We start from the raw sequence: 15,294 nt of genomic DNA on the forward strand, positions 1-15,294 counted from the left end.
TTTTAAACTCTTTACGATCAACGATATAAAAGTTTTCTCATAAAGATTGATTATCAAGCTAAATTTCCATTCGTTACATTTGAACAAATTAAACAACTCAATATGAAAAAGCTCCAAGTATTAGCTATACTATTATTCGCAATTACCACTATTTCTTGTGCAAATAAAGAACCAAAAAAACTTCAACAAACAGATGAAGAAGACATAGCCGCTGTAGAAGAAGTGGTGCAAAAACTTTTTGATGAAGTATGGGCTGGTTATGATGAAAATGCCATCACAAAATATCAAACCGATGATTTTTTATTATTAGAACACGGCGAAGTATGGAATAACGATACCATTGCAAACTGGTGTTTAAAAGCACAAAAACGTGTTTCAAATACTAAGCGAATAAATAATTTTGAACGCATCGGCGCGCGTGTAAATGGAGATAAATTATGGCTGGCCTATCACAATACAGGAACATTTAAAAGAGATACACTTTCTTATAACCGCGGTTGGTTAGAAAGTGTAGTCGCTGTAAAACAAGATTCTGTCTGGAAACTAGAATTAATGCATTCTACGAGAATGCCAGTGGAGTAATCCATTTTCAAGGCTTACAGGCTATTCAAGCGATTGCCGTGTAAATGTCGGGCAAAATGAGTTGGAAAAACTTTGAATCACCTTTGATGATCAAGTACTATTGCAAGGTCAATTTAAAACAACAATTATGAATCAGCCAGAATTAGGAAATTACATCGCAGCGTTGAGAAAAGAGCAAGGACTTACACAAGAAGAACTTGTAGAAAAGTGCAATATCAATGTACGCACTATACAGCGTATAGAAAATGGAGATGTAACTCCACGCAGTTATACGGTTAAGAATATATTAGAAGCTCTAGGAAAGTCGTTTGATGAAGTATTCCAAGGAACTACGTCAACCGATAGCACTCAAGTAAGAAAGGATACTGAAAGTGTAAGTCACACTTACAATAGCAATAAGCTATTATTATCAGGAGTTGGAGGAATACTGTTATTCATTTCCTATCAAATGATGACTATTAACGACGTCATCCACTCTTTTACTTTTAACAACATCTTGCCCTATTCGGTTTATAGCATTTTTGGTTTCACAAGTATTATATCAGCATTGCTTTTATGCCAAGGCATTTACCACATAGGCAAGGTAAGAGAAAATAGTTTGCTTAAAATTGCAGCAGTACTTGCAGCAATTTTGTACAACTCTTCAACTGCTTTTTTGCTTTTCTTTATTGATTATGAAACAAATTTTTATAGATCTACTGATATTATCTTAGGAATTGCGGTGGTAGTAATGACTGGAATAGCCTATATCATGTTAGGAGCTGGATATCTAGCGCAGCGTAAGGAAGAAACAGGAACAGATAAGTACATGGGATTTATTGCTTTAATTGCTGGTGCGATGACCATAACAATTATCCTTGCACCTATTGCTATTTTATTCATGATTGTATTTGATATTTTTCAAATTATTTATATCATAAAATATGCAGATAAAAGCAAAAAGTCCCAACTAGGTAACTAGTTGAGACTTTTTTGTATTTTAATGTAAATTTCTTGTCAATTTAAGAAGCATCAACTCCTTGTCTAACGGTTTCTAATCTATTATTAAACTCTAACGTTCTTATTGGGAATGGAATATTAATATTCTTACCATCAAATGCTTTCTTTAATCCGATTACAGCATCACTTAAAGCCTGATGCTTTTGTTTTGCTTTTGTAGCATCTGTCCAAAAACGAAGCATAAAGTTGATACTACTATCGCCGAATTCATTATAGAAAAATTCAATTTCTTCATCGCCTTTTTGTTCAAACATACCACCTATAGTATCGATAGCTAGTTCTTTTACCATTTCAAGATCACTCTCATATCCTACCCCACAATTTAAGGTAACCCTTGTACGCGTTGTGAGTGTCCAGTTTTTCATAGGATTATCAATGATTGTTTTATTAGGAATAACCACTAGATTGTTATCTGCCTCTTTGAGAATAAACTTGTCCAGTTGCACTTCCACCACCTGACCAGAATAGTCAGTTGTTTCTATCCAGTCACCTACTTTCACTTGTTTACGGAAGGAAAGTACAATACCACTAATAATATTAGAAAGAGATCCTTGTAATGCAAGACCTATAACCAGTCCAGAAATACCAGCACCAGCGATAATTCCTTGTACAGCGTCATTAAGTTGTAAGACACTCATCGCAATAAAAATACCACCTAAAACAACTAATATGGCTACTGATTTACCAGCGAGACGTTTAACACTTTCCTGCGTTTTATTTGCCATTAATTTACGAACACCACGATCCACATATTTAGAAACAAAATAGGCGATTATAAGAACTACTATTGCAATTCCTAAATTAGGTAACATGGTAATAAAAGAATTGTACCATGATGCGAGTTGTTCCCAGATCAAAGTACCACTATCTTTTAATTCTGTTGCTTGTTTTTCTACAGCTTCTGCTGCTTTTTCTGTTTGTTGTAAAATTGTCATAAGCATAAAAATAGACAGCATATTGTATTAATCACAAGCCATTAACAAGGTTTAACTAATTTATTTTTATTTTGAATTAGTTTTCACACAAATACAATTCATTTTTAACTTTTAAACTAGAACTACTTAGTTTATTTAAAATCATCAGTTTAATTCTATGATGAACTTATGTTTTTCGCTTTCGCGAAAGCGAATTTTCAACAAACCTTATCTTTATAGAATGAAAAACAAGCTATCACTTCTCATTCTATTGTCATTATTATTTATTTCTTGCAAAGAGAAAAATTCAGATATCTTAATACATGATCTTTATCGTCAAAATTTGAATGAAGACCTTATTTATTTTAGGGCTGAGAATAAATTAATTCGTAATGAAATAAAGAATCTAGCCATTGATAATCCAGAACAGTACGCATCTATATTTGTACAATCTGAAGAATTTCATGATAAAACTTCTTCATTTATAATAGATTTTCAAAACATTGAATATGAAATAAGTAATATCATAATTAGTGATTCTTCATCTGATATTATAAATCATGCAAGGAAAATAATGTTCACAAACGACACTTTATCCACAATAGGCAAGAAATACAAAACAGCCATTGAGCAATATCTAGTAAGCACTAAAGATCAATTGTTTTTCTTTCCTAAAACAGAAAAGCAAGCTTATATTAAATTTAATATGCAGTCCATAACCAATCGAGAAGGCTTAGAAATAGATTATTTTGAGTATCATTTTAAAAAAATGACCACAGATGAATTGATGACCATTCTCCTACAATTTGAAAAAAATGCGTTAATGGTAGAACATTCCTTCTATCATGAATTAATCTATTCACAGTAGTTTTAAAAAGCAAGCGATTCTATAAAACTTAGATAACTAAATAGACATCTCACTATCATAATACTATCTTTGCATTATGGAACATAAAGCAGGATTTGTAAACATAGTCGGTAACCCTAACGTAGGTAAAAGTACATTGATGAACTCACTCGTAGGAGAGCGACTTTCTATCATCACATCAAAAGCACAAACGACACGTCATCGTATTTTAGGAATCGTAAACGGTGAGGACTTTCAAGCCGTAATAAGCGATACGCCTGGAATTATAAAACCAGCATATAAACTTCAAGAAAGTATGATGGAGTTTGTAAAAAATGCCTTTGAAGATGCAGACTGTATTCTTTACATGGTAGAACTGGGAGAAAAAGAACTTAAGAACGAGGCTTTTGAAAAACGTTTAACCTTTGCAGAGGTTCCTGTTTTTGTATTGATCAATAAAATCGATAAAGGTGATGCTGGTCAACTGGAAGAAGCTGTTGCTCACTGGAAAGAACGTTTACCTAATGCCGAAATTTTTGCAATAAGTGCTTTAGAAAACTTTGGAGTGCCGCAATTACTTTCTCGTATCGTAGAAGTATTGCCGGTTTCACCAGCTTTTTATCCTAAAGATGCTTTAACTGACAAGCCAGAACGCTTTTTTGTCAACGAGAGCATCAGAGAGAAGATCTTAATGCATTACAAAAAAGAGATTCCTTATTCTGTAGAAATTGATACCGAAGAATTTTTTGAGGATGAAAAAATCATCAGAATACGATCGGTTATTATGGTAGAACGCGAGACCCAAAAAGGAATCATTATAGGTCATAAAGGATCTGCTATTAAACGCATAGGTACAGAAGCTAGAAAAGATTTGCAAAAGTTTTTTGGTAAGCAAGTTCATATAGAACTTTATGTAAAGGTGAACAAAAACTGGCGTAGTGATGAAAAACAGTTGAGGCGTTTTGGCTACAAAGGAGATAACAAATAAAATATAGCCTGGACTTTAAAGTCACATTTTCAAAGTAGAATTTTAAATTATAGAAGCCTTTTCTCATTTATTTGGGAAAAGGCTTTTTTGTGTTTTCGCTTTCGCGAAAGCGGAATTTTCACAATTTTCAAAATAAAACTAAATTTTTAGACAACCTTTTTAAAAGAGTCTCGTCTTTATAAATAGAAAGCATGTAAATTGTGAAAGTGATACAACTTTATACTAACGAGAAAAAGCTGATTCAAAAGGCTGCTAAAGGAGATAGAAAGTCTCAAAAGCATCTTTTTGATAAGCACGCACCAAAGATGTTGAGTGTGTGCCGTCAGTATATCTCGCCAGTAGAAACAGCAGAAGAAATCATGCTGAATGGTTTTTTTAAGATATTCACAAAATTAGATAGTTTTTCCCACGAAGGAAGTTTTGAAGGTTGGGTGCGCAGGATCATGATTAGAGAATGTATTGATCATTTAAGGAAAAAAGATCCTTTTAAATTTAAGGATGAGATCAATGAAGAAAAAGTAGGTTGTGATGATAGCGACATAGATGACGAAACAGATGTACCACTGGATTTAATACAAGAATGTATTGATAGCTTACCTAACGGTTACAAAACTGTATTTATCATGTTTGCAATTGATAATATAAAACACAAGGAAATTTCTCAACTATTAAACATAAGTGAGAATACCAGCAAAACTCAATATCGCAAAGCGCGATTGATGTTACAAGAACAAGTACAAAGAATAAGAAAGCAACGCTATGAAGCTTAATCATATAAAAAACTCTTTTGATAATCGTAAGATTGAACCTAGCGCAGGAGCCTGGGATCAACTTGTATCACGATTAGATCAAGAAGAAAGGAAAAACAAGAAGCCACTTATTTACTGGCTGAGTGCGGTTGCTGCAGTGTTGATTTTTGCAATGTTCGTATATCCGGTGGTTACTAACGATATTGAAGCTGAAGAGAAAATAAATGAAGTAGTTGTAGAAGATTCACAAAATAAGCCTGCTAGTTCTTATTCTAAAGAACAAGACATGATTAACCCTACTAAAGTTATTGATTCTACATTAAATACGACCATTAGTAAAGAGGCCTTTGCATCTGTCACTAACAATAAAGAAGCGCAAACTTCTATATCTAAAAGTAAAAAGTTAGAAACTATAGACAAGAAACAAAAAACAGATCTTATAGCTACTACGATTGAAAAACCTATTACTAATTTTAAGGAAGAAAAATTGAATAGCAATAGCTTATTAGACGATAACTCTGTAAATCCAGAGCTTATGAATTCTATTGCTCAAACTACATCAAAGAAATTAACCGCAGAGGAAGAGATGGAGCTTTTACTAAAAGAAGCTTATAAAAATCTACCTGAAACCGAGTATGTAGAAAAATCGATGAATGTTGATCAACTCATTAGAGAGGCAGAATGGGATGCTGAAACCGACCGACGTAATAGAGTCAATGATTTAATCTTTGATAAACTAGGCAAACTTAAAGCAGAAGCTCTTACGTTGATAGACGGGAATAACTAATCTAAATTTATAAACCTATAGAAACAAGCTGTTTACAAAAACGGACAGCCATACTTATATCTAAAAACAACTAAATCATGAAAACAAACAAACTAATCACTATTGTATTATTACTAATTCTATCTTCAAGCAGCCTTTTAGCTCAAGAAAATTTTAATGATGAATATGTCGCTATAGAAACAAGAATAGAAGCCGAGATAATTAAAATGCGGGAACAAGCTAAAACTAATGAAGAAAAACAAAAAGAAAAACTTAAAGTAAAAATTGAAGAGATCAACAAACAGCTAGATGCTAAAAAAATCACACTAGAAGAAGCAGATCTACAAAAAAAAGAGGCCGCAGAGAATACTGCTCAAGGAATTATTGCTTACAACAAATTAATAGAAGCTAAAATTGATTACATGAAGGCTAGAAAAATAGTTCAGGAAAATGGAGAATGGTCGGTAACACTAAATCCTATTGACAATGAGGTAACCATATTTAACGGTAATAATAGAAAGTATAAAAAACACCATCGAACAGAGTTTAGTTCCATATTGGCATTTGGTTATAACTATTGGTCAGGCGATAATCTTACTATAGATGATTTTAGCTATAAGAATAATAACTTCTTTCAGTTTGGAATTCGACTGAATACTTTACTTGATAAGAATAATGGTTTATTGCGATTAAATTATGGACTAGATATGATTTTACATTCCGCAGAATTAAATGGCAATAGAGCAGTCACAATAGGAGGATCAAATACTCAAATTGCACCTATAGGGTTTAACGTTGATAAAGCACAATTTACTCAACTACAATTAGTAGCTCCTTTACATATAGAAATAGGTGGTAGTAAAAGAAAGGACTATGAGGACGGTAGAGTTCGATTTGACACTTATAATGAATGGAAAGCTGGTATAGGAGGCTTTATAGGATTTAACCTCAGATCAACACTCAACTATAAATTTGAACAAGATGGTCGTAACATAAGACAAGATACTTCAAATGCATTCGATACAAACACATTAGTATATGGAGTAGACGCATATGTAGGTTACGGCAGTCTAACCTTATTTGGACGCATGAATTTAAATAATATATTCAAATCAGATTCAGTAGATGTGCAATATGTTAGTTTTGGAATTGCATTACAATAAGATATCTATTGAAATTAACCAGAAAAGCTCTTGTTTCTAGAGGTGTTTTTCTAATGGTAAAAAAATAGTTAATTATAAAAGCGCTGTTCCTTTTAAGAATAAATTTAATTAAAAATAAAATACACATGAAAAAAATACTACTTATTTCGTTTGCACTTATTAGTGCTTTCTCATTTGCGCAAGAAACAGAAGAGCAAGAAGAACTGGATAAAGCACCAGTAGACTTTTTAGATATTTTTGATCAAGACCGTAGAGATAAAGAATTTGTAAGAACGACTACTAATTTAGTACTAGCTTTTGGTTTCAATCAAGCTCTAAGTAATAGAAACGGTATAGGAGATTCGTATCGCTTTTGGGGTTCTGGAATGTTTGAAGTTGGTCTAGAGTTTACCACACGCCTGCAGCCAGAAAATGATACATTTAGATTTAATTACGGTATAGCCCTGCGCACTAATACTTTGAATATAAATGATGACAAAGCATTTTTTACTAATAATAACGTCACTAGATTAGAACCTATAGGCTTTGATGTAGATCGCTCCTATTTCACACAGGTGAGTGTAGTAGCACCATTTCATGTTGAGTTTGGAAGCAGAAAACTACAAACCTATAGAGATGGCATCAAAAGATATCGAGATGATGACGCGTTTGTAATAGGCCTAGGTGGTTATCTAGGTTTAGTTACTACCTCATCACAAGCTATCAAATTTGAAAGAGAAGGCCGTGATATTACAGATACAAGGACAAATGATTATGAGCTTAACAACCTAACTTATGGCTTGAGTGCTTATGCAGGTTGGGATGATATACAGTTTTTTGCTACCTATGGTCTTAATGATATTTTTAAAGATTCTCCTTTACAGGAACGCTATGTTTCTTTTGGGATTCGTTTAAGGTAAATTTGGCTCAACTTTTATTACATGAGTAAGCTCTTGGGAAACTAAGAGCTTTTTGTTTTGTACGCTTTCGCGAAAGCGAGATTTTAAAAGATTATTAGAATTCAAATAAACAAATAATGTAATCTAATTGAAAATTTTACACTTTTAAACATCACATATATTCCCAAAAATGGTTCTAATTAAGACCAATCATTCTTTTAGAAGAACTAGAATAAGCTTTATATTGTAACGTATAAAAACTAAAAGAATCAAATAAAAAAAGCCTTTCAGAAAACTGAAAGGCTTTTTTTGCGTTGTAATATCTCAACTTATGACATTGCATTTACATGCTTAGTCAACTTAGATTTTAAGTTTCCAGCTTTGTTCCAGTGGATAACATTTTTCTTTGCAAGCTTATCAATCATTGAATAAACATCAACAAGAAGCTTTTCAGCCGCAGACTTGTCTTCAGTTTCCTTTAATTTTTTGATTGCATTACGTGTAGTCTTGTGCTGGTATTTATTTCTTACTCTAGCAGCCTCGTTTCTACGTATTCTTTTTAAAGCACTTTTGTGATTTGCCATATCTTGTAAAACTTGGTTTAATTAAAAACCGATTTAAATTGTAGCCCGTAGGGGAATCGAACCCCTCTTACATGGATGAAAACCATGCGTCCTAGCCGATAGACGAACGGGCCATTTATTTTGCTCGTTAAGCGGTTGCAAAAATAAACACTTTTTTTAATTCTACAACAAAGAATTGAAAAAAAAATAAAAAAATTAATAAGCCTTAGCAAATAACACTCTTTTATTGGACTTTGAACCTGTGTATACGCAAGCGCCTTCCTCTTCTATAGCGTCCATAGGAATACATCTAATAGTTGCTTTAGTCAGTTCTTTAATTTTATCTTCAGTTTCTGCTGTTCCGTCCCAATGAGCAGAAAGAAAGCCGCCTTTAGTTTCAAGCACTTCTTTAAATTCTTCAAAACTGTTAACCTCTGTAATGTGAGTATCTCGGTAATCTAATGCTTTATCATGTAACGCCTTTTGAATCTCTTCTAGGAGATCCTTAACTTTTGCAGCTATTCCATCTATAGAAGTTGTCTCTTTAGAAAGAGTATCTCTTCTAGCTAGCTCTACAGTACCATTTTCTAGATCTCTGGATCCTATCGCTATTCTTAGCGGAACACCTTGTAATTCATGCTGTGCAAATTTTGCTCCTGGTCTCAATGTATCTCTAGAATCAAATTTAACAGTCACGCCTAATGATCTTAATTCTTTGACTATTCCATTTACAACATCTGTAATCGCATTTAATTGCTCTTCATTTTTGAAAATAGGTACAATGACCACTTGATTAGGTGCAAGATTAGGTGGCAATACAAGCCCTTGATCATCACTATGTGTCATAATCAAAGCGCCCATGAGTCTAGTAGAAACACCCCAAGAAGTTGCCCATACATATTCTTGCTTTCCTTCTTTAGAAGTAAATTTTACATCAAAGGCTTTTGCAAAATTTTGACCTAAAAAGTGACTAGTTCCTGCTTGTAAAGCTTTTCCATCTTGCATTAGTGCTTCAATACAGTATGTTTCATCTGCACCAGCAAAGCGTTCACTTTCTGTTTTTAGACCTTTTATAACTGGGATCGCCATAAAGTTTTCAGCAAACTCTGCATAGATATCATTCATTTGCTCTGCCTCCACTAACGCTTCTTTTTTAGTAGCGTGAGCTGTGTGACCTTCTTGCCATAAAAATTCAGCAGTTCTAAGAAAAAGTCTAGTACGCATCTCCCATCGTACCACATTAGCCCATTGATTTATTAATAGCGGTAAATCTCTATACGATTGAATCCAACCTTTGTAAGTATTCCAAATAATAGCTTCACTGGTAGGTCGTACCACAAGCTCTTCTTCTAATTTTGCATTAGGATCCACACGCAGTTTACCTGGGTTTTCTGGGTCATTTTGTAAACGATAGTGAGTTACAACTGCACATTCCTTAGCAAAACCTTCTGCATTTTTCTCTTCGGCCTCAAAAAGACTTTTAGGGACAAATAATGGGAAATATGCATTTTGATGCCCTGTTTCTTTAAACATACGATCTAACTCTGCTTGCATTTTCTCCCATATTGCATATCCGTAAGGTTTAATTACCATACATCCACGAACAGCACTATTCTCTGCTAGATCTGCTTGAACTACAAGTTCATTATACCATTTTGAGTAATCTTCACTTCTACTTGTAAGGTTTTTGCCCATAATATTGTGTTTGGCATAAAACTTGCTCCTTTACTAGAAGTTTGTTAAATGCTTTTTAATGCTTGACAAAACTACTTATTTTTATCAAACGCTATCAAATAAAAACGTCATGAAAAATTTAAATTTAAAAAAGCCTGCTTTTTACAGATTGGCAGCACTGATTCTAATCGCTACTGCTTTTGTTTCTTGCGGCTCTTATGAAAGTGTTTCATACAACGACGGTATTTATGGTGACGATTATCGAGAAAAACAAGTTGAAGAGACAAAGCCTTCAGAAAATTATGAAAATAATTCTTCTTCATATTACGAATCTTTATTTCAACAAGGTGCAGAAAGCCATGGAAATAACTTTGAGTCAGATGAAACTTTTACAGATATAGAATCCTACTCCTCTACAAGCTACGATGAATCAAATCCAGATTATACAGCAACCTATGGCGGTGGAGAGCCTGGATGGGGAACAAACCCTAGTGAAATAGTAATAAATTATTACAATAATGGATGGAATAACGGTTTCGGCTGGGGCGGTTTTGGATGGAATAATGGATTCGGATGGAACAATGGTTTTGGCTGGAATAACGGTTTTGTCTGGGGTAGCCCATGGGGCTGGAACAATGGTTTTGGTGTATGGGGCGGAGGTCCTTGGGGATGGAATAACGGTTTCGGATGGAATGCTGGTTTCGGTTTTTATAACCGTTTTGGTTGGGGCTGGAACAATGGTTTCTATGGCAACAGATTCAATAACGGTTTTTTTGGAAGAAACATCATTAGGGGTTATGCTTACCAAAACACTGGGAGAACTTCAAGAGGTCGCGGTCTCGATTACGCCACTAGAGGAAGAGCAGTTAATACAAGTAGGTCTGAATTTTCTAGAAATTCTGGAAGAAGTAGAGCTGTTAACAATCGTAATTATTCAAGACTACGATCTACTGGCCCTAGATCAACTAGAAACGCCACAAGAAGTACAACGACACGCAGGTCATCATCATATGGAAGAACATCCAGAGCAACTAGATCTAATGGAACAATGAGATCACCTACAAGAACATCGCGATCTTCTGGAACCATGAGATCTTCAGGATCTTCACGCTCATCAGGAACCATGAGATCATCTGGTGGATCAAGATCTTCTTCGGGATCAAGATCATCTAGCGGAAGATCTTCTGGAAGAAGAGGTTAACATTCAAAAAAAATAGAAATGAAAAATATTTTAATTTTAGGCGCGCTATTTGCTAGCGCGTTTTTTTGTAACGCACAATCTATTAACGATGGATTACTTTATACAGGAGAAGACCTAAAAGGTACTGCACGCTATAGAGGTTTAAGCGGCGCATTTGGTGCTTTAGGTGGAGATTTAAGTGCGATAGGCTCAAATCCTGCTAGCTCTGTAGTGTTTTCTAATAATTTTGCTGGTATATCTTTAGGAATCCAAGGCAATAGTAATGAAGCTAATTACTTTAATACAGCGACCACGTCTAACACTACAGATGTTAGCATCAATCAAGCTGGTGGTGTTTTAGTTTTTCAATCTCCTCAAAGTAGAACCATATCAAAATTTGCTTTAAGCCTCAATTATGATATCACTAGAGATCTAGACAACAGAATTAATGCGAGAGGAATTAGTCCTATTTCTGTCTCAGAATACTTTTTAAACAACGCAAATGGAATTGCAGTAGATAATTTTATACCATTTCCTAATGAAAGTAATAGTGAGTTATATCAATTTTTAGGTCAGAATTTTGACTTTGGAGCACAACAAGGGTTTTTAGGTCATAGATCCCGTATTATAAATTCTACCACAGATGATCCTAATGCTCCTGATGGAAATAGTGATTTAGAAAATACCGTTTACACTAGCGCCACTGGGACTGGAAATTTCAATCAAGATTATCTAGTAGAAACTATAGGTTATAACAGTAAAATAAGTTTTAACGGTGCTTTAGAAATTAATAACAAGTGGAATCTAGGAATCAATCTTAATTCTCACGTGATAAGCATGGAGCGATTTACTAGTATTGTTGAAAGTAACTCTAATGCAGATGCCTCTATATCAGATGTAAGTTTTAATAACACTTTATTTACCGATGGTAATGGGTTTTCTTTTCAATTGGGACTAATAGGAGAACTGACCAAAAACATTAGAGTAGGCGCAACTTATGAATCTCCTACATGGTATACGATTGAAGAATCTCAAATACAGGATATAACTACTATAGGATCTAACGGAGGCGATAGAGTATTTGTCAGACCAGATATTGTTAATTTATTTGAACCTTACCGATTGCGTTCCCCTGGAAGCTTAACTGGAAGCATTGCTTATATATTTGGTAAACGAGGACTATTAAGTCTCAACTACAACACAAAAGATTACAGTCAGCTTAGGTTTAGTCCTGATGACAGCGCGCTTTTCAGAGACAACAATAGAGCTGCACAAAATAATCTAGCTAGAGCCAATAGCATAAGAATAGGTGGCGAATACCGATTGCAAAATTGGACTCTTAGAGGTGGTTATCGAATGGAAGAATCTCCTTATAACAATAAAGAAATCATGGGAGACTTAACAGGATATAGCTTAGGATTGGGATATACTTGGGGAAAAACTATCTTAGATATTTCTTACGACCGTTCAGAAAGAGATTTTTCTCAACAATTATTTGACACTGGTTTAGATACGAGAACAGGCGTTTTAAACACCTTAGATAACATAGTAATTTCTTTGAGCTTCAATCTATAATAAGAATTTATTTATTCCGCTTTCGCGAAAGCGATAATTTAATAAGCACTTATTCATGTAAGTGCTTTTTTGTTAAATAAAAGAATTTACATCATGAATCTTACGACGCATTAATTAAGTGTGACATCTGCGATAGAACTATTAAATTGGTTATACTCTTTAAGACAGTTAACCACATTTTTTAACTCAATCAGTATTGTTGCATGATTTAAGAATAAAAGAGCCTAAAATAAGAAAAGCACTTCCTAACAGAAGTGCTTTTTTAATGAAGAAATAATATAAACTACCTTTTCATAGCAAAGTGACCAGAAGCCTCGCGCTGCTGACCATTAAATGCATATTCTATTTTGAACCAATAGTCGCTACTAGGCATAGGCTGTCCATTATAAGTTCCATCCCATCCTGCACCGTCAGGAGAAAGCTGTTTAATAAGCTTCCCGTATCTATCAAAAATATATAATTTTGTTCCTGGTAAAAGATCACCACCTATTATATTCCAAGTATCGTGAATACCATCTGCATTAGGTGTGAAATAATCTGGATAACCAAAAACAAATATATCTATAACAATCTCTCCACAACCACTCCTTTCTGCTATAGTAACCGTATGTGGCCCAGGAGAAACATCATCAAAAACACCATTATTAACATAAGGACCATCATCTAAACGGAACCAGTATAAATCTGGACCTTCAGCAGTAACAATTACCTGATGATCTTTATCAAATGGATCGGTTGTGATGTCGATATCAAAAACATCTGGAACACTAGAAATTCTAACATTTGTAGTTTCTGTATTTTCACAACCTGTTGAAATTCTAGTCGCAGTAACTTCATAATCACCTGCATCTACAACATCTATAGCTGCAGTAGATGGTGCTATTGCAGCGCCATTTAAAGTCCATTGAAAACTAAATTCAGTATTATTTAAACCTGTATCTAATGTTACTGCACCATTTACTAGGTTTCCATTTTCATCCCTGCATAAAACATACTGATTTAATAATTCAGGTAATGGCAATGGATTAAAAATCAAATCTAATGTTGTAAAACTGAAACAATCCGTATTATCATCATCTACTCTTACAATCAAAGTTGTATTTGCCGAGTAGGTAAAATCATTGGTAATACCATTTGATTGATTATCTGCATCTGACTGGTTTAAATAATAGACTACTGTAGAGCCAGCTTGCCCTGTTGTAACCTCAGCATTTGCAGTACTAACATCTACCGTGCTATTTCCAGAACCATCATCACAACCTTCTATTGGTGTAGGAATTATAGCAATAGGAGCATCCACTGGTTCAATGACGAATTCACCTAATGAAAAACAACCTGTATTGACAAACTCTAATCGGTACGTAATAGTTTGAGAAGCACTGGTGTTATTATAACCTGAAATATCTAAAGCATTTGTATCAGCTAATGCATTTGCCTGAGAATCGTAATAAGTAACTGCAGCACCTGTCTGACCATTAATTATTTGATTAGTAACCTCTGAAAAAGTGAAACTTGCGACACCATCTCCATCTTCATCACATTCTTCAACTGTAAAAGATGGTATCGTATTAGGGACAGGATTTACAATCAAATCAAATGTTGTAAAATCTGAACATAAAGTCAAAATATTTTGAACTGTTACAGTAATAGTTTCTGGACTTCCATTGTTAGAATAAGGAGAGGTTATAACACCAGAAGCATTACTATAAGTGATTGTGTATTCAGCAGGGTTTAAACCATTGAGAATTGTTGCATCATTTTGGGTCAAATCAAAAATTTCTACTCCATCGCCACTTGGATCATCACATAAATTAAGATCAGGAGCATCCATAATTCTAGGAGATTCATTTATAACCAAATCAAAAGTAGTAGTTGAATCTTGACAGGTATCGTTGTTCGTATTCTCTATACGTACATAAATAGTTTGAGGATTTGAAATGTTCGTATAACCGTTTGTTGGTAATGGATTACTACCAGATGCGGCATCAGCAGGACTCTCGTGATAGGAAACAAAAAATAATGTTGGATCTTGTAACAACAAAACATCTGAGGTATACGTATCAAAATTAAATACATCTACACCATCGTTACTTACATCATCACAAACAACTACATCTGCAACTGGATTTGCTACAGGCAATTGATTAATGATCAATTCAAAAGAACCAAAATCAGCACAATCTGTAGCTGCATTATTTTCTATTCTTACAAAAATAGTCTCGCCACCTACAGTAGCATTTGAATACGTTGCCGGATTAACAATTTCAGTTCCTGCAACTCCTGCAGTAGCGTCTGCCTGTGAAGTAAAGTACCTGATGGTATTTTCAGTTGCTGTTTGAGATCCTAATATATCAGCATCTTGAGAGGTTAAATCAAAAATTGCGATACCGTCATTAGTAACATCATCACAAACAAC

General features: G+C 34.2%; 14 protein-coding genes and 1 tRNA gene. 10 read left to right on the forward strand and 5 right to left on the reverse strand.

From position 1 onward, the window contains the following. Positions 1-102: 102 nt before the first annotated feature. Together ACTF54_RS04085 and ACTF54_RS04090 are read left to right on the forward strand one after the other, a co-directional pair. Positions 103-582, forward strand: a complete 480-nt coding sequence (locus ACTF54_RS04085) for a nuclear transport factor 2 family protein (RefSeq protein ID WP_347195926.1) — start codon at positions 103-105, stop codon at positions 580-582. A 127-nt stretch (positions 583-709) separates the two neighbouring features. Beyond that, complete coding sequence (locus ACTF54_RS04090) at positions 710-1,543, forward strand: helix-turn-helix domain-containing protein (protein ID WP_347195927.1); 834 nt, start codon at positions 710-712, stop codon at positions 1,541-1,543. Positions 1,544-1,583: 40 nt separating this feature from the next. On the opposite strand, the gene ACTF54_RS04095 is transcribed toward ACTF54_RS04090, so the two are convergent. Beyond that, positions 1,584-2,516 carry a mechanosensitive ion channel family protein gene (locus tag ACTF54_RS04095; RefSeq protein ID WP_347195928.1) on the reverse strand — a complete coding sequence of 311 codons (933 nt, stop codon included), beginning with the start codon at positions 2,514-2,516 and terminating at the stop codon, positions 1,584-1,586. Between the two features lie 220 nt (positions 2,517-2,736). On the opposite strand from ACTF54_RS04095, the gene ACTF54_RS04100 reads away from it, so the two are divergent. The 6 genes from ACTF54_RS04100 (at position 2,737) to ACTF54_RS04125 (ending at position 7,907) form a co-directional block, all read left to right on the forward strand. Continuing rightward, positions 2,737-3,363, forward strand: a complete 627-nt coding sequence (locus ACTF54_RS04100; protein WP_438968806.1) for a hypothetical protein — start codon at positions 2,737-2,739, stop codon at positions 3,361-3,363. A gap of 76 nt (positions 3,364-3,439) precedes the next feature. Then, the gene (gene era / locus ACTF54_RS04105) at positions 3,440-4,330 is read left to right on the forward strand and encodes a GTPase Era (RefSeq protein ID WP_347195930.1); all 891 of its coding nucleotides are present in this window, start codon (positions 3,440-3,442) and stop codon (positions 4,328-4,330) included. Positions 4,331-4,530: 200 nt separating this feature from the next. Next, positions 4,531-5,100 carry an RNA polymerase sigma factor gene (locus ACTF54_RS04110; RefSeq protein WP_347202181.1) on the forward strand — a complete coding sequence of 190 codons (570 nt, stop codon included), beginning with the start codon at positions 4,531-4,533 and terminating at the stop codon, positions 5,098-5,100. Beyond that, positions 5,090-5,866, forward strand: coding sequence for a hypothetical protein (locus tag ACTF54_RS04115; protein ID WP_347195932.1), 777 nt, complete (start codon positions 5,090-5,092; stop codon positions 5,864-5,866). Before ACTF54_RS04110 ends, ACTF54_RS04115 begins: the two co-directional genes overlap by 11 nt. A 77-nt stretch (positions 5,867-5,943) precedes the next feature. Next, positions 5,944-7,008 carry a hypothetical protein gene (locus ACTF54_RS04120; RefSeq protein WP_438968807.1) on the forward strand — a complete coding sequence of 355 codons (1,065 nt, stop codon included), beginning with the start codon at positions 5,944-5,946 and terminating at the stop codon, positions 7,006-7,008. Between the two features lie 125 nt (positions 7,009-7,133). After that, on the forward strand, positions 7,134-7,907 hold the full coding sequence (locus tag ACTF54_RS04125) for a hypothetical protein (protein ID WP_347195934.1): 774 nt from the start codon (positions 7,134-7,136) through the stop codon (positions 7,905-7,907). A 308-nt stretch (positions 7,908-8,215) separates the two neighbouring features. Here ACTF54_RS04125 and rpsT read toward each other — a convergent pair whose 3' ends face one another. The 3 genes from rpsT to proS form a co-directional block, all read right to left on the reverse strand. After that, the gene (gene rpsT / locus ACTF54_RS04130) at positions 8,216-8,470 is read right to left on the reverse strand and encodes a 30S ribosomal protein S20 (RefSeq protein WP_347195935.1); all 255 of its coding nucleotides are present in this window, start codon (positions 8,468-8,470) and stop codon (positions 8,216-8,218) included. A gap of 41 nt (positions 8,471-8,511) precedes the next feature. Further along, positions 8,512-8,583 (reverse strand) — tRNA-Glu (locus ACTF54_RS04135). 82 nt (positions 8,584-8,665) lie between these two features. Beyond that, entirely contained in the window at positions 8,666-10,144 is a 1,479-nt protein-coding gene (gene proS, locus ACTF54_RS04140; RefSeq protein WP_347195936.1) for a proline--tRNA ligase, read from the reverse strand. Between the two features lie 109 nt (positions 10,145-10,253). On the opposite strand from proS, the gene ACTF54_RS04145 reads away from it, so the two are divergent. Then, positions 10,254-11,324, forward strand: a complete 1,071-nt coding sequence (locus ACTF54_RS04145; protein WP_438968808.1) for a hypothetical protein — start codon at positions 10,254-10,256, stop codon at positions 11,322-11,324. Between the two features lie 18 nt (positions 11,325-11,342). Next, positions 11,343-12,878, forward strand: coding sequence for an OmpP1/FadL family transporter (locus tag ACTF54_RS04150; protein WP_438968809.1), 1,536 nt, complete (start codon positions 11,343-11,345; stop codon positions 12,876-12,878). Positions 12,879-13,161: 283 nt separating this feature from the next. On the opposite strand, the gene ACTF54_RS04155 is transcribed toward ACTF54_RS04150, so the two are convergent. Continuing rightward, on the reverse strand, positions 13,162-15,294 hold a 2,133-nt coding region (locus ACTF54_RS04155), incomplete at its 5' end, for a T9SS type B sorting domain-containing protein (protein ID WP_438968810.1).

This window comes from Nonlabens sp. (assembly GCF_965657255.1).
In the GTDB taxonomy this organism is placed as follows: domain Bacteria; phylum Bacteroidota; class Bacteroidia; order Flavobacteriales; family Flavobacteriaceae; genus Nonlabens.